Source organism: Vibrio sp. EA2, from assembly GCF_033042495.1.
Lineage (GTDB): Bacteria > Pseudomonadota > Gammaproteobacteria > Enterobacterales > Vibrionaceae > Vibrio.
In genome coordinates this window covers 608,701-629,285 of sequence record NZ_JAWLID010000002.1, presented here as the reverse complement: position 1 = coordinate 629,285, position 20,585 = coordinate 608,701, and the positions used below count along the sequence as shown (strand labels likewise).

At 46.8% G+C, this 20,585-nt stretch carries 33 protein-coding genes; 28 read left to right on the top strand and 5 right to left on the bottom strand.

Annotated features, from left to right (window positions below; all coding sequences use genetic code 11):
* Window positions 1-21: 21 nt before the first annotated feature.
* Complete coding sequence (locus tag RXX31_RS07205) at window positions 22-288, bottom strand: helix-turn-helix domain-containing protein (RefSeq protein ID WP_317588389.1); 267 nt, start codon at window positions 286-288, stop codon at window positions 22-24.
* A gap of 142 nt (window positions 289-430) precedes the next feature.
* Here RXX31_RS07205 and RXX31_RS07200 point away from each other — a divergent pair, with 142 nt between their 5' ends.
* The 23 genes from RXX31_RS07200 to RXX31_RS07090 all read left to right on the top strand — a co-directional run bounded on the left by RXX31_RS07200 (window position 431) and on the right by RXX31_RS07090 (window position 12,218).
* On the top strand, window positions 431-622 hold the full coding sequence (locus RXX31_RS07200) for a hypothetical protein (protein ID WP_083120003.1): 192 nt from the start codon (window positions 431-433) through the stop codon (window positions 620-622).
* The gene (locus RXX31_RS07195; RefSeq protein WP_317588388.1) at window positions 619-882 is read left to right on the top strand and encodes a hypothetical protein; all 264 of its coding nucleotides are present in this window, start codon (window positions 619-621) and stop codon (window positions 880-882) included. The genes RXX31_RS07200 and RXX31_RS07195 overlap by 4 nt, the downstream gene beginning before the upstream one ends.
* Window positions 879-1,196 carry a hypothetical protein gene (locus RXX31_RS07190; protein WP_317588387.1) on the top strand — a complete coding sequence of 106 codons (318 nt, stop codon included), beginning with the start codon at window positions 879-881 and terminating at the stop codon, window positions 1,194-1,196. The genes RXX31_RS07195 and RXX31_RS07190 overlap by 4 nt, the downstream gene beginning before the upstream one ends.
* Before the next feature lie 2 nt (window positions 1,197-1,198).
* Window positions 1,199-3,055 carry a hypothetical protein gene (locus tag RXX31_RS07185; RefSeq protein ID WP_317588386.1) on the top strand — a complete coding sequence of 619 codons (1,857 nt, stop codon included), beginning with the start codon at window positions 1,199-1,201 and terminating at the stop codon, window positions 3,053-3,055.
* Between the two features lie 59 nt (window positions 3,056-3,114).
* The gene (locus RXX31_RS07180) at window positions 3,115-3,270 is read left to right on the top strand and encodes a hypothetical protein (protein WP_317588385.1); all 156 of its coding nucleotides are present in this window, start codon (window positions 3,115-3,117) and stop codon (window positions 3,268-3,270) included.
* 3 nt (window positions 3,271-3,273) lie between these two features.
* Window positions 3,274-3,585 carry a hypothetical protein gene (locus tag RXX31_RS07175; RefSeq protein WP_317588384.1) on the top strand — a complete coding sequence of 104 codons (312 nt, stop codon included), beginning with the start codon at window positions 3,274-3,276 and terminating at the stop codon, window positions 3,583-3,585.
* Window positions 3,578-4,111 (top strand): hypothetical protein, encoded by a 534-nt coding sequence (locus tag RXX31_RS07170; protein ID WP_317588383.1) that lies wholly within the window; start codon window positions 3,578-3,580, stop codon window positions 4,109-4,111. Before RXX31_RS07175 ends, RXX31_RS07170 begins: the two co-directional genes overlap by 8 nt.
* Window positions 4,101-4,556 carry a hypothetical protein gene (locus RXX31_RS07165; protein ID WP_317588382.1) on the top strand — a complete coding sequence of 152 codons (456 nt, stop codon included), beginning with the start codon at window positions 4,101-4,103 and terminating at the stop codon, window positions 4,554-4,556. The genes RXX31_RS07170 and RXX31_RS07165 overlap by 11 nt, the downstream gene beginning before the upstream one ends.
* The gene (locus RXX31_RS07160; protein WP_317588381.1) at window positions 4,528-5,286 is read left to right on the top strand and encodes a hypothetical protein; all 759 of its coding nucleotides are present in this window, start codon (window positions 4,528-4,530) and stop codon (window positions 5,284-5,286) included. The genes RXX31_RS07165 and RXX31_RS07160 overlap by 29 nt, the downstream gene beginning before the upstream one ends.
* Window positions 5,287-5,409: 123 nt before the next feature.
* Window positions 5,410-5,538, top strand: coding sequence for a hypothetical protein (locus tag RXX31_RS07155; RefSeq protein ID WP_317588380.1), 129 nt, complete (start codon window positions 5,410-5,412; stop codon window positions 5,536-5,538).
* Window positions 5,539-6,366: a major capsid protein P2 gene (locus RXX31_RS07150; protein WP_317588379.1), complete on the top strand. Its 828-nt coding sequence runs from the start codon at window positions 5,539-5,541 to the stop codon at window positions 6,364-6,366.
* A 9-nt stretch (window positions 6,367-6,375) separates the two neighbouring features.
* The gene (locus RXX31_RS07145; protein ID WP_317588378.1) at window positions 6,376-6,687 is read left to right on the top strand and encodes a hypothetical protein; all 312 of its coding nucleotides are present in this window, start codon (window positions 6,376-6,378) and stop codon (window positions 6,685-6,687) included.
* Between the two features lie 85 nt (window positions 6,688-6,772).
* Window positions 6,773-7,027 carry a hypothetical protein gene (locus tag RXX31_RS07140; protein WP_411197969.1) on the top strand — a complete coding sequence of 85 codons (255 nt, stop codon included), beginning with the start codon at window positions 6,773-6,775 and terminating at the stop codon, window positions 7,025-7,027.
* Complete coding sequence (locus RXX31_RS07135; protein ID WP_317588377.1) at window positions 7,012-7,401, top strand: DNAase; 390 nt, start codon at window positions 7,012-7,014, stop codon at window positions 7,399-7,401. Before RXX31_RS07140 ends, RXX31_RS07135 begins: the two co-directional genes overlap by 16 nt.
* Window positions 7,402-7,896: a chemotaxis protein gene (locus RXX31_RS07130; protein ID WP_317588376.1), complete on the top strand. Its 495-nt coding sequence runs from the start codon at window positions 7,402-7,404 to the stop codon at window positions 7,894-7,896.
* Window positions 7,893-8,612 (top strand): hypothetical protein, encoded by a 720-nt coding sequence (locus RXX31_RS07125; RefSeq protein ID WP_317588375.1) that lies wholly within the window; start codon window positions 7,893-7,895, stop codon window positions 8,610-8,612. The genes RXX31_RS07130 and RXX31_RS07125 overlap by 4 nt, the downstream gene beginning before the upstream one ends.
* Before the next feature lie 3 nt (window positions 8,613-8,615).
* Window positions 8,616-9,701, top strand: a complete 1,086-nt coding sequence (locus tag RXX31_RS07120) for a hypothetical protein (RefSeq protein WP_317588374.1) — start codon at window positions 8,616-8,618, stop codon at window positions 9,699-9,701.
* A gap of 2 nt (window positions 9,702-9,703) precedes the next feature.
* Complete coding sequence (locus RXX31_RS07115; protein WP_317588602.1) at window positions 9,704-10,171, top strand: structural protein; 468 nt, start codon at window positions 9,704-9,706, stop codon at window positions 10,169-10,171.
* A gap of 62 nt (window positions 10,172-10,233) precedes the next feature.
* The gene (locus RXX31_RS07110; protein ID WP_014231850.1) at window positions 10,234-10,461 is read left to right on the top strand and encodes a hypothetical protein; all 228 of its coding nucleotides are present in this window, start codon (window positions 10,234-10,236) and stop codon (window positions 10,459-10,461) included.
* Complete coding sequence (locus RXX31_RS07105) at window positions 10,442-10,627, top strand: hypothetical protein (RefSeq protein WP_317588373.1); 186 nt, start codon at window positions 10,442-10,444, stop codon at window positions 10,625-10,627. The genes RXX31_RS07110 and RXX31_RS07105 overlap by 20 nt, the downstream gene beginning before the upstream one ends.
* A gap of 232 nt (window positions 10,628-10,859) precedes the next feature.
* Window positions 10,860-11,162 carry a hypothetical protein gene (locus tag RXX31_RS07100; protein ID WP_317588372.1) on the top strand — a complete coding sequence of 101 codons (303 nt, stop codon included), beginning with the start codon at window positions 10,860-10,862 and terminating at the stop codon, window positions 11,160-11,162.
* Window positions 11,163-11,223: 61 nt separating this feature from the next.
* Window positions 11,224-11,799: a DUF6338 family protein gene (locus RXX31_RS07095; protein ID WP_317588371.1), complete on the top strand. Its 576-nt coding sequence runs from the start codon at window positions 11,224-11,226 to the stop codon at window positions 11,797-11,799.
* A 176-nt stretch (window positions 11,800-11,975) separates the two neighbouring features.
* Window positions 11,976-12,218 (top strand): hypothetical protein, encoded by a 243-nt coding sequence (locus RXX31_RS07090; RefSeq protein WP_317588370.1) that lies wholly within the window; start codon window positions 11,976-11,978, stop codon window positions 12,216-12,218.
* A 49-nt stretch (window positions 12,219-12,267) separates the two neighbouring features.
* On the opposite strand, the gene RXX31_RS07085 is transcribed toward RXX31_RS07090, so the two are convergent.
* The 4 genes from RXX31_RS07085 to RXX31_RS07070 form a co-directional block, all read right to left on the bottom strand.
* Window positions 12,268-12,699 carry a phage protein gene (locus tag RXX31_RS07085; RefSeq protein ID WP_317588369.1) on the bottom strand — a complete coding sequence of 144 codons (432 nt, stop codon included), beginning with the start codon at window positions 12,697-12,699 and terminating at the stop codon, window positions 12,268-12,270.
* A gap of 449 nt (window positions 12,700-13,148) precedes the next feature.
* Entirely contained in the window at window positions 13,149-14,879 is a 1,731-nt protein-coding gene (locus tag RXX31_RS07080) for an ATP-binding protein (RefSeq protein WP_317588368.1), read from the bottom strand.
* Window positions 14,869-16,050, bottom strand: coding sequence for an FIST signal transduction protein (locus tag RXX31_RS07075; protein WP_317588367.1), 1,182 nt, complete (start codon window positions 16,048-16,050; stop codon window positions 14,869-14,871). The genes RXX31_RS07080 and RXX31_RS07075 overlap by 11 nt, the downstream gene beginning before the upstream one ends.
* A 113-nt stretch (window positions 16,051-16,163) precedes the next feature.
* Complete coding sequence (locus RXX31_RS07070; RefSeq protein WP_317588366.1) at window positions 16,164-16,520, bottom strand: hypothetical protein; 357 nt, start codon at window positions 16,518-16,520, stop codon at window positions 16,164-16,166.
* A 258-nt stretch (window positions 16,521-16,778) separates the two neighbouring features.
* Between RXX31_RS07070 and ccoN the strand changes: the two genes are divergently transcribed.
* From ccoN to RXX31_RS07045, 5 genes are all read left to right on the top strand, one after another.
* Complete coding sequence (gene ccoN / locus RXX31_RS07065; protein ID WP_317588365.1) at window positions 16,779-18,206, top strand: cytochrome-c oxidase, cbb3-type subunit I; 1,428 nt, start codon at window positions 16,779-16,781, stop codon at window positions 18,204-18,206.
* Window positions 18,207-18,222: 16 nt separating this feature from the next.
* On the top strand, window positions 18,223-18,843 hold the full coding sequence (gene ccoO / locus RXX31_RS07060; protein ID WP_317588364.1) for a cytochrome-c oxidase, cbb3-type subunit II: 621 nt from the start codon (window positions 18,223-18,225) through the stop codon (window positions 18,841-18,843).
* A gap of 9 nt (window positions 18,844-18,852) precedes the next feature.
* Window positions 18,853-19,026, top strand: coding sequence for a cbb3-type cytochrome oxidase subunit 3 (locus RXX31_RS07055; RefSeq protein ID WP_237316777.1), 174 nt, complete (start codon window positions 18,853-18,855; stop codon window positions 19,024-19,026).
* Window positions 19,026-20,000 carry a cytochrome-c oxidase, cbb3-type subunit III gene (gene ccoP, locus RXX31_RS07050; protein WP_317588363.1) on the top strand — a complete coding sequence of 325 codons (975 nt, stop codon included), beginning with the start codon at window positions 19,026-19,028 and terminating at the stop codon, window positions 19,998-20,000. The genes RXX31_RS07055 and ccoP overlap by 1 nt, the downstream gene beginning before the upstream one ends.
* A gap of 104 nt (window positions 20,001-20,104) precedes the next feature.
* Window positions 20,105-20,581, top strand: coding sequence for a FixH family protein (locus RXX31_RS07045; protein WP_317588362.1), 477 nt, complete (start codon window positions 20,105-20,107; stop codon window positions 20,579-20,581).
* Window positions 20,582-20,585 lie beyond the last annotated feature (4 nt).

The window sequence follows — 20,585 nt, the reverse complement described above, 5'->3', positions numbered from 1 at the left end:
TATAAAGGGGTTAATAGGAGCTTAGACTGGTGCGCCTGACTGTAAAGCACTGACTAATCTAGGGTTTTTGTATTTATCTTCAAGCAAATTATACACTACATCTTGATCATCAAGCCCTAGAAGGTCAGCGATTCTGAAAGCCATTTCCCAATCAAGAACACTGCGACCATTGCGGTAATTACTAATTCTACTTGCGCCAACGTCCAAAAACTTAGCTAACTGATAGTCAGAGGTAAGCTCTAACTGGATTTTCAGTTGGTCTAAAAGCACATTTGTATAATTAGTCATGTTCCCGCATTCCTTCGCTGTGTTGTTAAATTTTAGTGGATAGTCCCGCGTCTTTCACTATTGCAAGCATCTTGCAACCGAAAAAAGATTTCCTTAACGTTGTTTTTGAGACAGGAAATCAACAGCTTGCGGAGGCTAGACCATGGAACGTATCGTTACCAACCCAATTCACTTACCTTGCCCTGATATGGCAGGGTGTGCAAACCCAGACCCAGATAAAACAGCCAAATCTCTACGTAAAATTGCTTTACTGCGTGAAAAGTTTGCCGAGCAGTTTCCTAAGAAAAAGCGCAGCTACATCCCAGCACGTTTTCGTCAGGGGGTGTCAGCATGAATTTAAGTATCTGGAAATCAAAGCGCAATAAATCACTATTTGTTGCATCACTCGACAACGGTACGCATATTTACTTTGATGCCTTCGAACTGGAACCCGTTGAAGCGTCACTTTGGCTTTACCAAGGCACAACGCTCGTTTCGTGCATCCGTGCAACAAGCGCAAACATGCCAAAAGTAACAAACTATGCCCGCCGTATGTTAACGATGGGCGCTCAAAACTATGGCGAGCCACTGAGCCAAATTGAGGTGGTCGCATGAAAATTTCAACGTCAAAAGACTTTAGAAAAGCGGTTGTACGCATAGAAAAACTGATGCGCGAAAATCAATATCTCGGATTAGTAAACTTAGCAGCCAGCATAGAGAAGGAAAACCCACGCCACGCGGGTTATCTTGATATCCAAATCAACCGAGTTATCAACCATCGCAGTGGTTTATTGCCGTTTAAATGGGCACTTGAAACCAACTTACAAAGCGTTAAGTTGCGTAGTAAGTTACGTGCATACCATCAAAGAATCCGCAAGCAAGATGAAGCGCCCCAAGTGGGCGCGGATTCTTCCTCTTTGGAGGCATAGCGGTGAACCATCTTTATGACGCGCAACCGCCGCGCGAATACACCAACCAACTAAGCCCGCAAGATGTGGGCTTTGTTACCGCCTTAGCCCAAGACGTCACCGTCACTGAGAAGAATATCGCCGCTATCGAAAGCGGTTTTTTTAGCACTCCAAACCATGACTGGATGGAAAGTGAGCTAAAAAAGCTCAAATCGTTTGACCAAATTCACCACTTACGCACATTAAAAAGTGCTGAACTCGGGCGCGCAGCGCTGGACGAAGTCCAGAAAAGACTAGGCTCGTCAAAGGGCGCAAAAGTCGGACACGGAAAACGAAAGCACATAGAGCGTTTTCTTACCCGTTCCCGCCGTTTGCCGCCGCGTCATAAAACGGAATCGTTTTGTGGCGATAATGTCACCGATGAATACCGAGAACGCTCAGAATCGCAGACAGGCTGGATTCTGAATGAAAACAAGCGTCTAGAATGGCAACCAATTGGCAAAAGTCGTGCGTATTTGATGCAGCGTGGCTGGGCGAATCAAGTCAAAATGCAGGTGAAATTCCATCCAAGCCCGTCCGATGCTCCCGCACCGCAAAGTGGCGAGCGTTTTACCGAAAAACTGACACCTCGCGCCGTAAAGAAAATCTTTGAGTCGGGCGCCTATGTTGCCGCGTGTCATGGTGGGTTCAGTACCTTTCTGACGCTGACCTTTAGCCCTGAACAACGCGAACGTATTTTTGGCGGTGAAGCCATTACCGAAGATGGGCTGCGTTATTGTCCAATCCAGACCACCATTGGCGCCGAAGTGTCCCGCTTTCTTGATGGACTCAAGAAAATGTACCAGCGCGGTTTTGAATATTCCGCCAAAGCCACTGACCAACTGGCACTGGATGGCGAAAAGGTCAAAATTGCGGGCAGAATTGGACGCCCGTTAAAAGCAGCGTGGAAAGATGACCAAGGCATCAAGCACGTAAAAGAGATTCACGGCGCAACCAAGAAACCGTTCGATTTTCATTACATCTGGGTTGCCGAATCGCCAGCTAACGACGATGGCGAACCTAATCCCCATGTACATGTGCTGTTGAACTGGCGCATTGAACAGCACCACTTTGCGGGCTGGGCACAACGTATTGAGCAGCTTTGGGGTAATGGCATGGCGCACTTGGAGAAAATCAAATTCAGTGAAGCGGCGGCAGGTTATCTGATTAAAGCCGTTGGCTATGCTGCCAAGGGTGACAACGCCGACCAAGGGCTAATCAAGGGCAACCGCTATAACATTGCTCGTTGTAGTCGCGCACCCGATTGGGAGGTGCTGAGTTCGTTCGACGTCGACAACATGACAGGCATCATCAAAGAGTGTGGCTATCGCTTAGAACAATGGCGCAAGCCGATGCAGCGCGAGATTAAACGCAAAGAAACCAAGAAAGCTGACGCCATTCGCGCCATTGACATCAACCGCAAGTCGGGCAAACACGATGCGGTGCAAAAGCTCAATCACCTGATTAAAAAGCTCGACCATGAAACCCGCCAGATTCGTGACCGAATCAACAGTCGCGGCACGTTCGCCAGCAGCTTAAACCAGTTTTCGATAGTGTTTGAGGGTGAAAAACACCGACGCAACGCGGGCATGTTTTTGCTGTGGGCTTGCGGTGCGCGGGGCTGGTCAATGAAAGCCTCACACGAAACAAAAGGCAACGACTTTGATTTGTTGCGCGACGATGCCCGCTGGATGTTTGAAGAAGAATTTCAGCGTTTCCATTTACGCCAAGCTGACTGGAAAAGCCAGCTTAGCCAAGACATACCACCGGAACCCGATTTCCACAGCATAAAAAGCAATGACATGGCAACGTATCATGATTATTGCCGCTACACCCATTAAGCCCGCTTTGGGTACTTGCTTGCGCCACGATTTCCAGTAAACAAACTAAAGGAATGTGAATGAGCAACATCGACAAAATCACCAACGAAATGGAAGCCGAAGTGAAGCGCAGCAAGGGCGGTGTTTTCTGGCGTCTGCTATTGGTCTGGATGAAAGAGGTCAACAAGCACATCCAGAAAAAGCCCGAGTCTGGCGACGAACTGGCGGAGGTGTAAAACATGGAAATGCTATCCCTGAAAGAATGCCAACAGGCACTAGCCGCGCTCGATGCGGCGGATAAGCTTAACGCCAGCGTAGAAAAGGAACTCAGCCAGTTTAAAGAAATGGACACCAACGCGATTATCAAGCGAGCCAGCAAAATGCTCATGACGGGTAATTTTAGCCTTGAGGCGTTCGGCTTGAATCCAACCTTATTCCAGCAAATCGACCAATTAACCAAGCTCAACAACAAAGCACGGGAAAAATACCGCGCCTGTGTCGTGGCGAATGTTGAGCAGTTAAACCAAGTCGAGGTGAGCGCCAATGAGTAAACATCCTAATCCAGTTCGGGGGCACGTTTCGTGCCCCGTGTGCCAGCGTCATTCCACTGTTCACCGAGTGGGTGAAGGTAAGCTGATTGCCGAAGGGGAACCGACGAAAAACGGACGCAATTTGGGGCTGCTTTATTACAAGTGTCCCGACTGTGGCAACAGCCCAATGAGCAAAAGTATTAACGCGTTTTTGGAATCCAACATGGTCGAATCGGTTGAACTGCTAGATACGAGTGACCCTGTCACTATTGAGGCAGAATTACCAGCGGTTGAGCCAACGCCCGACACCGCTGAAAGCCTTGATACACCGGACTTGCCCGTGATTGAACAAAGCGAATTACCAAGCGTTGAAGCCAGTGCCACAACCGTTGAAAGCGTGCCGCCAACCCCCGTTAACAAGCGCCCATTTCCGGTTAAAAAGGTACTCGCGGGGGTGGCATTAGTGACCTTGTTGGTGTGGGCAATTCGTCAACTGATACCAACCAAGAAACCAACCGAACAGGGAGAAACCGCCAATGCAGGATGATTACGAAAACCAACCCGAGCTGGACGATTGGGGCGACTTTTCCAGCGTGTTAACCGACCTTGAACAAACCGAAGTCAGCACGTTAACCGATTTACCCACCACGGCGGCGAATGACGACGAGGTAAAGCCAGCGGGTGAAATGTTCGAAGGGGCGTTGTCGGTACTGTTCACCATTGCCGAGCAAGCCACGACCATCATTTCGGGCGTCGAGTTTGAGTTTGACGAAAAAGGCAAGGCGGCGGTGATGGATGCGGCGTTACCTGTGCTGCAAAAACACTGTGACACGGTAACGTCAATGTTTGGCGACTACATGGAAGAAGCCGTACTTGGTCTGGCGGTGCTGTCGCTGATTTACAGCGCCAAGAAAAGCGTGGCGCAGCAAAAAGCCTTACTCGAATTAGAGGAGAAAAAGCAGCGTGAGTCGCAAGAAAAAACCGCCGCTTAGGTTTCCCAATCCGGTGAACTCGAACCCGTCGCATGATGCCGAGCATGTGATTTATGTGGCGGGCACGGGTGGCGGCAAAACCTCAGCGGTCAAACATCTGGGCTTAGTCCCCAAAGCATCACAAGCGGTATTCTTTGACCCGTACCGAAATTATGCGGGCGCCAAGTTTCGCGGGCAGCAATGCCACCAAACCAGTTCACGGGTGGCGTTCGTCAAAGCCTTGGTGATGGCACGTAAACGGGGCAAATCGTTCAAGCTGGCGTATGTGCCAGGGCAAGGCGCGTGTGATGAAGAACTGGAGTTTTTCAGCGCGGCGGTGTGGGCGGTTGGTAATGGCAACGCCGACCGTTTGCACGTGATCATTGAAGAACTGGCAAGCTGCGTCGAAACGTCCGGTAAGCTGAAAGGCAAAGCGGGTGAACTGTGGCGCGGTGGGCGTCAGTATGGTTTGGTGCTGCATTCCATTTTCCAGCGTGGGCAGGAAGTGCCCAAGACCGTCACCGAGCAATCGCCTGTGTGGTGGATGGGCGCGGTGAACTCAATGGCTGACGCCCGCTGGCTGGCAGATAAAAAGGGCTTGTGTGTCGATACCTTGGCGGGGCTGAAATCCGCCAAGCACAACAAAGCCGCCGTGGGTAAACCCATTGCCGAATATATGCTGGTTCGTGACGGGATTGGCAACGTCGAGAAAGCCGCTTTTAACTGCCTGACCGGACACCTGCAACGCTAATTTCAACGCCTCTCCAACCTATAGGTTAACGCCTTAACCTATAGGTTTCCCTTGCTTCCAAACCTTTCAAATTCGTCGTTTCATGGAGTTGCTTTTTAACCGTGTGCAACCGAAAGGAACAACATGAAACAACAACATAAAAACTTAGTGATGGCGCTTATCCTCACGCTCATCGTGATTGCGGCTATCAACAACATCGGCGCGTTGTCATCAGTACGCGAAACTCTTAACGGCGACAAAGGATGGTTCTAAATGGAAGCCCTAAAACAGCCTTTTAACCCTCGTCCACGTGAATTAGACCCAGTTGAAGGTGTGAACTGGGGCAACCAAGCCACACTACGTTTAGTGTCTGGTCCTACGTATCAGAACATTGAACTGGTGACCGACATTGTTGACCCTGCCGACATTGAGCGCATCACTGTGAAAGTGAACGGGCGTGAAATTGTCAACGTCACCGCGCAGGACTTAATTGACCTGCAAGAGCACAAAAAAGAGTTCGTTCAGAAAGGGCGTTACGTGCTGAATTTCTCGGACATGTCGATGCGTACCAAGCTTGGTATCCGTACGGGTGAGTTGGTGACCTTGCAGGGTGAAATCTGGTTCATGTACATCCAGCTTAAAGCCAAGTCCGGCACTGCGGCGCCCGTGATTCGTGCCCGTGCTCATACGACCGCCGCACAGTCTCAGCGTGTGTACATGCCGCGCATCTACTCACAAACATGGTTTGCTGCGTCCAGTGGTCGTACGCCGTTTGACTTTGCCGAGCGTAGCGCGGGGCTGTCGCTTAAGCGTATTCACCTGAAAGACAAAACCATTGAGCGCGTTCGTGTGCTGCGTGATGAACGTGAAGAACTCAACGTCAACAAAGCGGATAACGCCTACGACTTGGCAGCGGCTGGGCGTGAGCAAAACCAAGGCTTTTTCTCGGTGGATTTCACCCGTTGTGGCTTTGGCAGTGAAGCGCGTTTGCCAACCGCCGCCATGAAACAACTGGCGTTTGAAGTCGAAAAAACCGCTGCGGGCAGCATTCCGGTGCTGATTGAAGCCATCGAACAAGTGTCTGTGCCAACGGCGCAGTAAGGGGGCGTTATGGTGATGGCGCTAGACCGATGGGGTTCAGTCTGGGATGGCATCTTGGAATCAGGCGGCGAGCTGCTAACCGATGTGACGGACATTGGCACCGATTGGCTTGGGGTTAAAGTGCAAAACGAAGCCAAGCGCGTTGAGTCCAGCAACCCAGATGAACAGCGCAAGCACAATAACGATTACCAGCAACCAACGGGTGAGCCTGTGGGGACTTCTGCTGTGGCGGGGTTAACACAGACTCAGCTCATGTTGGGCGCGGTGTTGTTACTGGTGCTGTTGCTGTTGGTTTTCTACGTCGCTAAGGGGAAGAAGTAATGCCGTTGTTTATTCCATTTCTATGTGTGGGAGGACTTGGCATCTGGGCGGGCATCAAACTCAGCGGCGGCTTTGAGCGCATGGGTTGGGTGCTCGGCTTACTTCTGGTGTGTTACGTGCTCTACAAGAAAGGGTTCAAATTATGATTGGCGGGCTTTTAGGTAATTCCGGCTCACTGCCCATCAGTGCCAATGGTGGTCCCGCGACCAGCGGTGCCAGTGGTGATTCGGGTGGTTCTCTGAAAGTGGGCAACATCAACATGGGCGGCGGCGGTATCAGTTCCACCATGTTGGTGGTGCTCGCGTTAATTGTGGTGGTGTGGCTATGGAAAAAGAAGTAGTTGAAGTCGTCACGAAGTCGGCGCGGGCACTTGGCGAGTTAAAGCCCGCCTTTCGTGCTGTCCCTGATGGTGAATATCAGGAGCTTTGTCAGGCGGTCAAAGAAGGACGCGTGAGCATCTATCGCTTTAAGGGTGAAAACCATCATCTTGTCGTTGCGGGTGAGCGTGAAGGTGACCATTACTACATCTGGGCGGCGGCAGGTCGCGGCTTAGTGGCAGGCAGTCGCCATCTGTTCAAAACCGCTAAGGAGGCGGGCATCAAAACCATGGAAGCGGAAACCGCCTTTGGTGGTGTGGCTCGTATGTTACAGACGCTGAATGTCGCCAATAAACCCAAGGGCGAATTCATCCAGCTAGATTTGGGAGCGTTATAGATGGGTAAATCTAAATCCAAGTCGACCAACAACAGCACCACGACCAACAACAGCGGTCAGAACGCCATTAGCGGCGATAACCTCGGGGTGGCAATTTCGGGCGTCAATGACTCGACCATTAACGCCACCATGACGGACCACGGCGCCGTTGATGCGGCGTTTGAGTACGGCGGGGAGTTACTCGATAGCAATGAGCGTGTTACGCAGCAAGCGATGAACACCACGCAAGACTTGGCAGAAACTGCCATTGATGAGGTGTCGGATTTTGCGGGCGACTCGCTGGCGACCTACGCCTCGACCAACAGTGAAAACCTCAACATGCTGGCAGGGCTGGCGGGCAACCAAGCGGCGCAGAACTCTAAGAATCTGCAATCCATGATGGACTTAGCCAAGTTCAAACAAGATGGCGGTCAGGTCGAAACCAGCAAGCTGATGGTGATGTTGTCGATTGTACTGGTGTTGGTACTGGGCTTTGTAATGGTGAAAAAACGATGAATGCACAAATGGTCGCGGGACAATCTATCCCGCTTACGCCAGACGGTAACTGGCTCTATGTGAAATCGGCAAAAGCTGAAATCGAAATTTACCGCCAATTGACGGGCGAGCATGTGAAGCTGAGCCAGTCGTCAGTGTTTAACGTGGGTGAAGGGAAAAGCCTTGGGCGTTTGATTATTATCAGCCGCACCGATAACGAAATCGAATTGCAGTTTGGTTATGGCTCGTTTACGCCGCCGGTCGAAGGTCAGGGCGTGGTGGTGCAAAGCCTGCCGAACATCAACGTTGAGCAATTACCGGATGTGACGGTGAAGCAACTGCCAGCGGTAGAAATTGCGCCTTTGCAGCAAGTGGCAATCAGTGAGCTGCCGACACTTAACATTCATTCCATGCCGCCCATTACCCAAGCCGCGACGCTTAATGTCAACATCGAGAGTCTAACAACGGCAGTGAAAATTTCACGGGGGCAAGCGGTACTGGTTGAAGAAGTCGCCAGCGAAAACTTGGTGACAGAAGCGGTAAACGTATTCCCGCACAACATAGCGGCTAACGCACAGCGCAAAGCCATCACCATCAAAGCATCCAAAACCAATGCGGAATCGGTGTTCGTCGATGCCTTTGAGTTGGAAGCAGGCGAACGTATTGAAATTGGCTCGACAGCCGCCATGACCATCACAGGCGCAGCGGGCGACAAAATCACATTAATGGAGATTTAACGCATGGGAGAAGTACGCGAAAACCTGCCAAACGGCAACTCGCGCAATAAGATTGAGTACTTGGCAGGGTGCATCGACTTTGCCAAAGAACAAGCCAAAAAAAGTGCGTCATCATCGGCACCACGTCCGGCTAACCTGCTGAAAAACGCCGCCTTTCTTGGTGTGCATGACTACAGCGTGAGCAATCGCTGGGCTACTAACATGGGCTATCGTGCTGCGGGTGCAATGAATGTTTACTCAAGCACCGGAACACCTGCCGCGCCGTTCTGGGGTGTGGAAGTGGTACCGAACTCCAACAAAATGCCTGTATGGGGCGCGTATCAGGTTGTGGGTGACTATGTCGAAGACCAAGACGACATTGATTTCTCTGAACTGATGGGCGGCTTTGCAGCAGCGTGGGGCAACGGCTCGAAACAGGTGGTCTTCCAAGTGTTTGACCCGCAAATGTTCTATTTGGTAAATCACAGCGGGCATGAAGGCAACGACTATCGCTGTTACCTGCGCTTTATCAGTGGTGGCGCCACGGACAAAATTCGCTTTGGCATTGTTGAGCTCAACCGTGATGGTAAGGCGACAAGAATCGTCGTAAGCAAAACCATTCAAGAATCGGCAGTGCAACAACACCGTGAAGAATGGCTGTCTATCCCTCGTTTTCAAATGAATTCAGAGATTGGCGGTCAGCGTTACGCGTTCTTTGTTGAACGTCTGGAACACACCGACAACGGTTACACGGTGTTAACGGGAGCGGGTGTCTATTGGGGTAAAGAAGGTGAACGCCCTGAACTGGCGAACACCGAGCAACACGACCAAGGCGGGTTTTACACCTTGCCCGTGACAGTACCCGCTAACGGGGAATTCAGCTTTGAACTGCCCAATTTCCCAATGCGCTATGAGCCAGAGCAACACCTGATTTTTGCCATTACGGACGCGGAAAATCGTCTGGCACAAATCGAGAGCCGACCATGCACGTTTGCGGTTTCGGGGAATACCGTCACGGTCAGCGGCGCCAGTGGCGATTTTACCTCACCATGCAAGCTGGAAGTCTATTACAGCCAGTGTGTGAATATCGGGTTTTATCAAATGGTGTAGCCATGCAAATAGTCATTCTTGCCATCATCATCTTAGGAATTGGAGCGTTTACCATGACAACACCGACCTCAAGCGTTCGCGGGATACGCATCAACAACCCGCTTAACATTCGCATTGCGTCGAATCCGTGGAAAGGCAAAGTGTCCCCCTCACGTGACACCGATTTTGAAACCTTCAGGGCGCCAGAATGGGGCTTTCGTGCAGGGGCTATTTTGCTGCGCAACTACCAGCTACGCCATGAACTGTACACGTTAAGTGAAATCATCAACCGCTTTGCGCCTCCACACGAAAACCACACAGGCAATTACGCTCGCTTTGTGGCTGGGCAAGTCAGCGTTGGCATTGACGAACGGATTGATTTAGTGAACAACCAGCGGCTTTTGGTCGATGTGCTTCACGCCATGAGCATCATGGAAGTCGGGCGCCACTACAGCAAAACCACCGTCGCTAAAGGCGTAAAACTGATTTAACCGTCAACCAAAACGTCAACCAAATCGTCAGGTGACGTTTTAAATATGTTAGGGAAATTATAATGTTTGAACGTTCTACATGGAAAGGCATTGCGTTGCTCGGCTCGGTGATTGCAGCGGCAACAGGCTACGGGCATTTGTTCAGTGTCGAAGTCACCGAAACAGGCTTGAACCTTGGCGGCGCCGTGGGTTTGGCAATTCCTGCCGTCATTGGCGCTTATGAATCATTACCAGACCACTGGAAGCCAAATAAAAGTGCAGGGGGCTGGCATGGAAAGCGCCCTAGCTAACGCCTTATCCGGTCTGGGCTTTTCATCTGAGTCTATTGTGATGTTTGCACTGATGGCGATGAATCTTAAGTATCAAATCGCCATCAACAAACAGCTTACCCAAGGGCTGCAAGACGTCCGAGAAAGTGTTTTGGTTCTAACCGCACGAAGCAAGAATGAAAGCTGACAGCTAATGTTGAGAACAGCGTCGAAAGGGCGCCGATTACGGGTTACAGAGCGAGTAGGGAGTCGATACCTTGGGCATGTCGATTGACCTCGACTGGCTTCAACATCCATATAGTGTTTTCTCTTTCAAGCACGAAGCCAAAAACAAAGCCGAACCTTAGCGATGGGGTTCGGCTTTTTGTATTTTATTCTATGCTGTAGTAACGAATGGTTAGATTGAGAAGTTCTTAATTATGGAAGACTACACTGACGACGAAAAACATATAAACGATCAAGCCATAGCGCTGTTGGTCGCTGTAGGTTACCTTGAAGAAGGTTCACCTACACACGGAATACTAAAGCAATATTTAGACAAAGGTTATAATTCTCTCACTAAGAATCAAAGATACCATTTCCATGAAACAGTTGAGCCTCTGTTAAATCAAAAGTGCAATCTATGTGGAGAGGTACTCTCTTTGGATGACTTGGCTTCCGAGATACATCAAAACGTAAAATTGTGTGGATACCATCGTTATCAGGTTAGTAAAGATGATTAATCTAGGTATAAAGAGTATGGTTTACGGGTAAACGGCGAATCTTAGACTATTGGAGGGGGTAGTGAACATTTGGGAAATTGATAAATTACTTCTTTTTATTGCTTTTGTTATCCCCGGCTTTATCTCTATTAGAGCATATGAAATGTTCTTCCCTGGTAACTCAGAAGATTCTTCAAAGAAGTTAATAGATGCTATCACATACAGTTGTGTTAACTATGGATTTCTTTGGCCTCTTATTTATTGGGTAGAATACATTGAATTGAGTGGCATAATTTACGGAGCGTTTTATTCCTTTGTACTATTTTTTGCCCCTATATTATGGGTATCCCTTTGGAAAAGGCTTAGGGAGACTCAGTATGTACAAAAACGCCTACCTCATCCCGCAAACAAAGCTTGGGATTTCGTTTTTTCTCAGCGTAAATGTTACTGGGTAATCGTAACTCTAAACGATGGCTCAAAACTAGCCGGAAAGTATGGTAGTAATTCATTTGTTACAAGTTCACCGTATCAAGAACAAATTTACCTTGAGGAATCATGGGAGTTAAATAGTGACGGCGGTTTTGAAAGGCCACATGAACAAACGAGTGGTATTCTTATAATTGCTGATGATATTAGCTATTTGGAATTTTTCGAATAAATGGAGAGTAAAATGTCAAATAAACAAGGTTTTAAAGACGGATATCAACCTAAACCGGATTCATCTAGAGGCCGCAACGGGGGTGCTAAGGGAGGATATCAACCGACTAGAAGTGAAGGAGGTAGCCCAGCTAACCCGCCTCCAAAACGTAAGTAAGCAAATGTTTAGGAGTAAGAATGAAAGTTAAAGAGCTGCAAGAAAAACTAGCCAGTTTGGATCCTGAATTACAATTAATTTGTTCATCAGAAGATGAGGAAATGCTAGCAGATAACGAATTGTTCAAGCTATTTGAAGTGTTAGACGTAAACGTGGTTAATGCTGAACGAATGCGTGACGCATACCGTAAACCAACTTTGAAAATTGGCGACTCAGAATATTCTATGCCAATAGTAATCGTTAATATCAGCAATGACTTTTAAGTGTCTATAGCGGCCATTCTTATCTTATAAAAGGCCGCTAAATTTATCCTTATCGACTTCCTTTAAACTTAGTCGGTATCCATTCGGCAGCTTTCATCCGATGGCCGCCACGAAACGGTAAGACGTTTTCTTTTGCAGGATAGACCTTGGGTTGTCCAATGTGTCCGTACATTTCCACGAACTGACGATGCTCGTCACGCCAATAGACAAAGCTTTCCAATTCTTTAGGACTGAACTCACGACCGGACGGCGTGATGATGATGGCGCGTTCCTCACAAACTCTAAAACCAGACCAGCGAATATCATTAGGTAAATAGCCAAGCGATTTGATGAGCAGTAGTTTTTCTGCCATTGGATTGAGTGGCACGGTGCCATCAAGCCAACGGGTAATCGTCGGTTTGGACACGTGAAAATAATCAGCGCCTTGCTTAATAGAGTTAAACTCACGCCAATAGAGAGTGCGGAATGATTCGTGAAACATGACAACGCTCGCAGTTCGTATAATGGACTAAAATTTTTTTTCTTATCGTTTTTGCCGAAACAGACCGCAACATTATGTGGCGGTGATGGTTTTCGGCGTTTTTCGTAGATTGTGCAAAACAAGCATTACGAATAGTACAAGTGACTTGAAGTACGTAAACTGACAGAAGAAAAAATTACAGTTGAGTTATCAGAGACTTATGAAACAAATCGTCAGTTAGTAGCAAATGTTAAATCCTAGCTCGAATTAGTCCTTTGGTGCGCATTATGTATATTATGTTAAATAAAGCGTAACGCTACGCCAAATCTTTACTGGTTAAGCCTCCTATCCCTCTCTTATTTCAATTTCATTCAGGGTTTTGAGGCTTTCATTAAACATAATGGCTATTTACCATAAAATACTTAATATAGATCTTAATAATCTATCGATTGTTAAGATCTATATTAAGGTTAACCATTTCCTAAAAACATTTGGATAGCTTCGTAGATGTCTTGTCTACGGACTGGTTTTGAAATGAAGCTGTCCATGCCAGCTTCTAAGCATTTGTCACGGTCACTTTCTAAAGCATGTGCCGTCAATGCGATGATTGGGATGGAAATTCCTTTTTCTCGGATCAAACGTGTTGCGGTAATGCCGTCCATTACTGGCATCGACACGTCCATAAGTATTAAATCGATCGAGTCACCGTTTTCTTCCAGAAACATCAGTGCTTCTTCACCGTGGCTTGAGATGTGAACGTTATGACCTAACTTATTCAGAATTAATTTAATCACGAGCTGATTTGAATGTGTGTCTTCGACCACGAGTAAATTCAATGCTTTTACTGGGCTATTTGCTTCTATTTTGACGGGACGATTTTGATGAAGCCTGGTTAGCACTGGAATCTTTATTGTGAATGATGAGCCTAGATTTTCTTCGCTCTCCACTGAGATGGTTCCGCGCATCATCTCTACTAAATGTTTGGTGATCGCCAGACCTAACCCTGTTCCTCCGAAACGTCTGGTTACCGATCTGTCGCCTTGATGAAATGCGGTGAACAGCCGTGACTGCATGGCTTTTGATATACCGATGCCGGTGTCAGAGACGGAAATAATTAGCTCTTCTTTTTGCTCTGACACTGAAATGTTCACACTGCCGCTATCAGTGAATTTAATAGCGTTACCTATGAGGTTAAATAAAACTTGAGATAATCGGGTCGAGTCAATCCAATACTGTTTTTCTGGCGGTATGCTGCAATTAAGGTTAAAAGCTAAGTTTTTACTACTAGCTATTTGTTTTTGCTGGGAAATAACAAAGGTGACGGCGTCACTAAGGTTGGTCCATTGCTCATGTAACTGAAAGCTGCCCGACTCTATTTTTGAGAGGTCGAGGATGTCACTGATGATCGCAAGAAGCAGCTCTGCAGAGCTTTCCATCTGACAAAGTGCTTCGAACTGCTCGTTGGATAATGTTGATTGTCTCAAAATATCGAGCATGCCAAGAACGGAATTCAACGGGGTTCGGATTTCGTGGCTCATCATTGCTAGAAACTCGGACTTAGATTGGTTCGCGTGTTCAGCTTCTTCTCGCGCTTTAGCTAACTCTGTCGTACGTACATCAACGATACGTTGTAACTTTTCTTTGGTTTCGATATCAATGACGGCTCGCTCTATTAGCGGGCGAAAACGTCGCAGTGTTTCTCTGTTTTCGATACTGAAGTGCCCTTTTTGTGCCCCAATCAGTAGGATGATATTTTGTGTCACTTCTGAACGAATACCGGTCATAATGACTGAGCTTACGTGGTTCTTAACGAATATATTTAGGTTAGCAAACTCACCTAATCTCAATGGTTCGAACAGTAATATACATTCACCATTTAACGCACGCTCCAATGTGTTACCTTGTAACCAATTGACTGTGTCGAAGACGCGGTTTGTTGATATTAGAGTTCTGAAAGGCTGCCTGTTATCGTCACGGGTAATAACGATAAAGTCTTCAAAGTGAATGTATTTTTTTAAGACCGTATTTAACCCGGAGAAGATTTCATTACGGTTTTTGGCTTCGCTCATCGCAGAGATTGCGGAAAGAATGGCTTTGTTTTCATCAGCCAGCAATTTTTCTCTCTGCTTCGCTTGCTGTAACTCAACCAATGCTTCCTGCAGTGCTTCTTGCTGGTAAGTTTCTAAATATTTATCTTTCATAAGGCTCATGGAATATCGCTGATGAAATCATTAGGTTCCCATGTCCATTTTCGCCACCAATAAATCTTCCTTGTTCGCCAAAGGTAAATGGGCATATAAATGGCAGGTTTTCCAGTTCTTGGTTGATTTGTTCACAAACGCTTTTCATGTCTTGCTTCAAGTGCAACATAGGCCCTGCGCAAAAAATGTTGATAACGCCAATTTTACGAGACTCCTCTAATTTTTGGTTGAACGCGATATTGACAACTTTTGCAGCTCGAGCCAGTAGATGTTCACGGCTGCCTTTCATTAAAGTGATCTCGTCTCCTTCTTCAATATTAGTAAAGAGTTCGATGCCCCCTTCTGCTGTTTCTCTAATTGGGTGAGATAGCTTGTAGTATGGCCTGTCGTACAAGTGCCCTGCGACTCTTCCTATTGGGTATGCACTGGAGTTCGTGAATAGTAGATTGTCGTTACTTGTTTGATTTTGCTGATGATTGGTCCATTGTCTGTAGCGCTCTAGTGCTGGCTCTCCGTCAATCTCTAGCAAACAGCGTCCTTTGGTTTTAGTGGCAACACCTTTTATGTTTGTTGAGGTATGCCCTGCACTAAAAGCAATATCAACATGCTGCGATGAATAAAATAAAGTGAGGCTAACCCCTGATTGCTGTTGACCTTGCGCGGTAATGACGGACCACTTTCCTTTGATATTATTGTCGGCTGCTGAGCCTCCAATAATCGGTACCAATGTTCCAAACCTGTCATCGATAGATTCGATGATTGATTCTTCATTTCCTGGTGTGGCATGGAGCAGGATTAAGTCTGGTATTTCCCCTATTCGATTGGCATCTTGAAGTGCCATGTCCAGTGCATGCATGACGCCTTCGTTTTGGGTGCAGTTTGAAATACCAGTCCCGTAAGCATGCGGGCCGTGATCGTAAACCGCCAATGCCCCAATAACCGGCCCAGTATGAAAACCCTGGTCCGTCATTATTGCTTGGCATGAACTTGCGCCATGGAAAGGCGTATCGGGAAAGTATTTGAGTAGCGCGTTGCGTATTAACGTAAAGTCATACTCTTCCGTGTAATAACATACGATGTATGCGGGATTATCTGAGATCAGATCAGAACGAAGCTCTTGAACCGCTAAATGTTCGTCGGTGATATGAGTAAAAACTGATTGGCACTGCATACGCTTTTAAAATTGTTTATGACTTTGATGTTATAACACTCCCACTAATGATCACTAAGTAAGAAGTTTTAATTTTCTTAAATAAGTTCCAATTATCGCGGTTCACATCCAATTTATAATTGAACTACGACAATATTTTGGTCTATTTTTAGCTTAATGATTTTGCTTTGCGAAATAGATATCCATTCAATTTTTTTATTAATGTCCTTTACATTAATAAATTGCTCTGATTGATCTAGATCAATTGTTAGAGAGCTACTTTTCAGCGTTTCGATAGAAAATCCATCCGAGTCGCGATTAATAGTGATTCTTTCCCCTGAAATTGTTACATCACATCGTTCTTTTTGTGAGCAGTCGACGCTTTTAGGCGTCTCGTGTGTAAAGGTTCGCCATAAAAATGCGCCAACTAAAACACTGAGCGTGATTAAGATTTGTGCGAGTCTTGCCTTTGTTAACTTTTGTGCCGGCATAAATACCAATATCCTTGTTACAAACTTCAAACTTTTTAAATAAAAAATGTGTTCCCGAGCTTCATTAAGGTTACTACCCTGTCATTGAATTGTTAATTCAAGTATAGTGTCGAGCTGAAAATGCCACTTTTTATTAAAGTCAGCAATGGAAATAAAGTGATGATAACACTTGAATTCTAGAGTTTACTTGGGTGGTGTTACGACGCAAGTCGTGTTGGAAGTAAAAGTGTAGTTAATTAGAAATTGGAAGCATGCATAATGAGCCAAGTAAAGCAGCTTGAACAAAACTACAACTATACAGTCGTTCGCCAATTTACCCTTGTGACCATTTTATGGGGCATAGTTGGTATGGCTGTTGGTGTTTTGATTGCCGCTCAATTAGTTTGGCCACAGCTAAACTTTGATACGCCGTGGTTGACGTACAGTCGTTTACGTCCGCTGCATACTAATGCGGTAATTTTTGCGTTTGGTACCAGTGCCCTGTTCGCAACATCTTATTATGTTGTTCAGCGTACTTGTCAAACACGTCTTTTTGGTGGCCCACTCGTTGCCTTCACCTTTTGGGGTTGGCAATTAATCATCTTAGCCGCAGCAATTACTCTACCACAGGGGATGACCACCTCTAAAGAGTACGCTGAGCTAGAATGGCCTATTGATATCGCAATCGCGATTGTATGGGTTTCATACGCAGTGGTGTTCTTCGGAACATTGGTAAAACGTAAGACCTCCCACATTTATGTGGCGAACTGGTTCTTCGGCGCGTTTATCATCACCGTAGCAGTACTTCACATCGTGAACAGCATGGCAGTTCCTGTTTCCTTGACTAAATCGTACTCGATTTATTCTGGAGCGGTGGATGCGATGGTTCAGTGGTGGTATGGACACAATGCGGTAGGTTTCCTACTGACCGCTGGTTTCCTGGGTATGATGTACTACTTCGTCCCTAAACAAGCTGAACGTCCTGTTTATTCTTACCGTTTATCTATCGTTCACTTCTGGGCATTGATCTCTCTATACATTTGGGCTGGTCCTCACCACCTTCACTATACTGCTCTACCTGACTGGACTCAGTCTTTAGGTATGGTGATGTCTTTGGTTCTCTTCGCTCCATCTTGGGGTGGTATGATTAACGGTATTATGACGTTGTCTGGTGCTTGGCATAAGCTTCGTTATGACCCTATCTTACGTTTCCTAATTGTGTCGTTGTCTTTCTATGGTATGTCTACCTTCGAAGGTCCAATGATGGCAATCAAGACAGTAAACGCGCTTTCTCACTACACCGACTGGACCATTGGTCACGTTCACTCTGGTGCTCTGGGTTGGGTTGCTATGGTTTCTATCGGTTCCGTTTACCACTTGGTACCTCGCCTGTTCGGCCAAGAGCGCATGTACTCTGTCGGTTTGGTTAACGTGCATTTCTGGTTAGCAACAATCGGTACGGTTCTATACATCGTAGCGATGTGGATCTCTGGTGTTATGCAAGGCCTAATGTGGCGTGCAGTTAACTCTGACGGCACACTGACTTACAGCTTTGTTGAGTCTGTGCAAGCGTCATACCCATTCTATTTTGTGCGTTTCTTAGGTGGTTTAATCTTCCTATCGGGCATGCTTCTAATGGCATACAACACGTACAAAACAGTAACTGCACCTAAAGAGAGCCTTAAGGCTATCCCACATCCGGCATAAGAAGGAGATTTAAAGAATGAGTAATAATTCTAATAATCGCCATGAATTCCTAGAACGTAATGTCGGTTTGTTGGCTATTTTTATCGTTTTTGCTATCAGTTGGGGTGCTCTTGTAGAGATCACGCCTCTGCTTTTCCAAAAACAAACTACTGAGCCTGTAGAAAACCTACGCGCTTACACTCCGCTTGAAATGGAAGGTCGTGACCTTTACATCCGAGAAGGCTGTAGCGTTTGTCACAGCCAGATGGTGCGTCCTTTCCGTTCAGAAACTGAGCGTTACGGTCACTACTCTGTTGCTGGTGAAAGCGTTTGGGAACATCCATTCCTATGGGGTTCTAAACGTACTGGTCCAGATCTGGCTCGTGTCGGCGGTCGTTATTCTGACGAGTGGCATCGTGTTCACCTAATTGATCCACGTGAACTCGTTCCAGAATCAAACATGCCTGGTTTCCCATGGTTAGCTGAAAACGTCTTAGACGGCAGTTTGACTCAGAAGAAACTTGAGTTGTTCCGTGATCAGTTCGGTGTTCCATATACCGATGAACAGATCGCGAATGCGGCTAAAGAAGTAGAAGGTAAAACAGAGATGGATGCAATCATCGCTTACCTTCAGTCTCTTGGTCATGCGATGAAGTAAGGGGGACGTATGGATTTCGGTACGATTCATAGTGTTTATACCGTTGTGCTCTTCGCCAGTTTTATTGGCATTGTATGGTGGGCATTTAGCAAGAAACGTAAATCACGTTTCGAGGAAGATGCTTACCTGGTCTTTGCTGACGAAGAACAAACGACCCCACATAACCAAGGAGTGAAGAAGTAATGACTACATTCTGGAGTCTCTGGATTATCGTGATTACTATCGGTACGCTAGTAGGCTGTGCGATCCTCCTGACTTGGTGCGCCAAAGATAAAATGGGCGTCGAGGAAGGGGAAGACATGGGCCACGAGTACGATGGTATTCGCGAGCTAAACAACCCGCTACCTAAGTGGTGGACTTACCTTTTTGTAAGTACTTTCGTGTTTTCTGCAGTGTACCTTGCTCTATTTCCAGGCTTAGGCAGCTTTAAAGGCTTCTTGAACTGGGAGAGCTCGGCTCAAGAAGTGCGCTCACTTGAAGAGTCAAAACAAGCCATTGCTGCGGCACAAGAGAACAAACAACTTAACCAATACGCTAAAGAGCTTGATGACGCGGATGCTTACTTTGGTGAAGCTTTCCGTAAGCTAGCACACAACGAAAGCGGCTTACGCCCTATTCCGGAAATTGCTAACGATCCTGAAGCGCTTAAAGTTGGTCAACGTTTGTTCTTGCAAAACTGTTCACAATGTCACGGCTCTGATGCACGTGGTCAGCAAGGTTTCCCTAATCTGACTGATGACGCATGGCTATATGGCGGTGAACCGCAAGCAATCGTAACAACCATCATGCATGGCCGTGTTGGTCAAATGCCAGCATGGAAAGATGCGCTTGGTGAAGAAGGCGTTCAAGAAGTGGTTAGCTACGCGCTGAGCCTTTCTGGGCGTAAAGTGAATGCCCGTGAAGCGGCAGCTGGTAAAGCTCGCTTTGTTGTATGTGCAGCATGTCACGGTACAGATGGTAAAGGTAACCCAGCAGTGGGTGCGCCTGACCTGACTGACCAAGACTGGTTGTTTGGTGATTCACGTGCAGCCGTTACTGAAACGGTTATGAATGGCCGTTCTGGTGTCATGCCTGCCTGGAAAGATATTCTAGGTGAAGACAAGATCCAGTTGGTTGCATCATATGTCTGGAGTTTAAGCAACTCCGAGAATAAGTAACCGAGATATTAGTAACATAGCAATAACAGCCCCTTTCATAGGGGCTGTCTTTCCTTTAAATTTAACGCCTCCTATTTTTTCATTTAGCTGTTGAGAACTTTTTTATGGTAAAGCCTTGGTATAAACAATTTTGGCCGTGGTTCCTGATTATCCTTCCTCTTATTGTTATTGGCTGGACAATCGTGACAGTGGTTATCTTCTCAAATAACTCTGTTTCTTTAGTTGCCGAGGATTACTATAAAAAAGGTAAAGGGATTAACATCGACATCAGTAAAATGAATGTCGCTCGTGACCTGAATCTTAACGCGCATATTTCGTCTGATAGCAACACAGTTGTTATTCATTTTGATAAAGGTGAGCTGGCCCACTACCCGGCCTTAACCGCTACTTTTACGCACCGTACACTTGCTGATCGTGATTTTTCGAAGCTAATCACTGCAGATGCTTCTGGAAACTACCGCTTAACACCAGATGAAGATATCCAAGGTCCTTGGTTCATTGAGCTGCAACCTCACGATAAAGAGTGGATGATTCAAGGTAAGGTTGAGTTTCCTGCCGCTGACACCGTTTTGATGAAGTAATCTT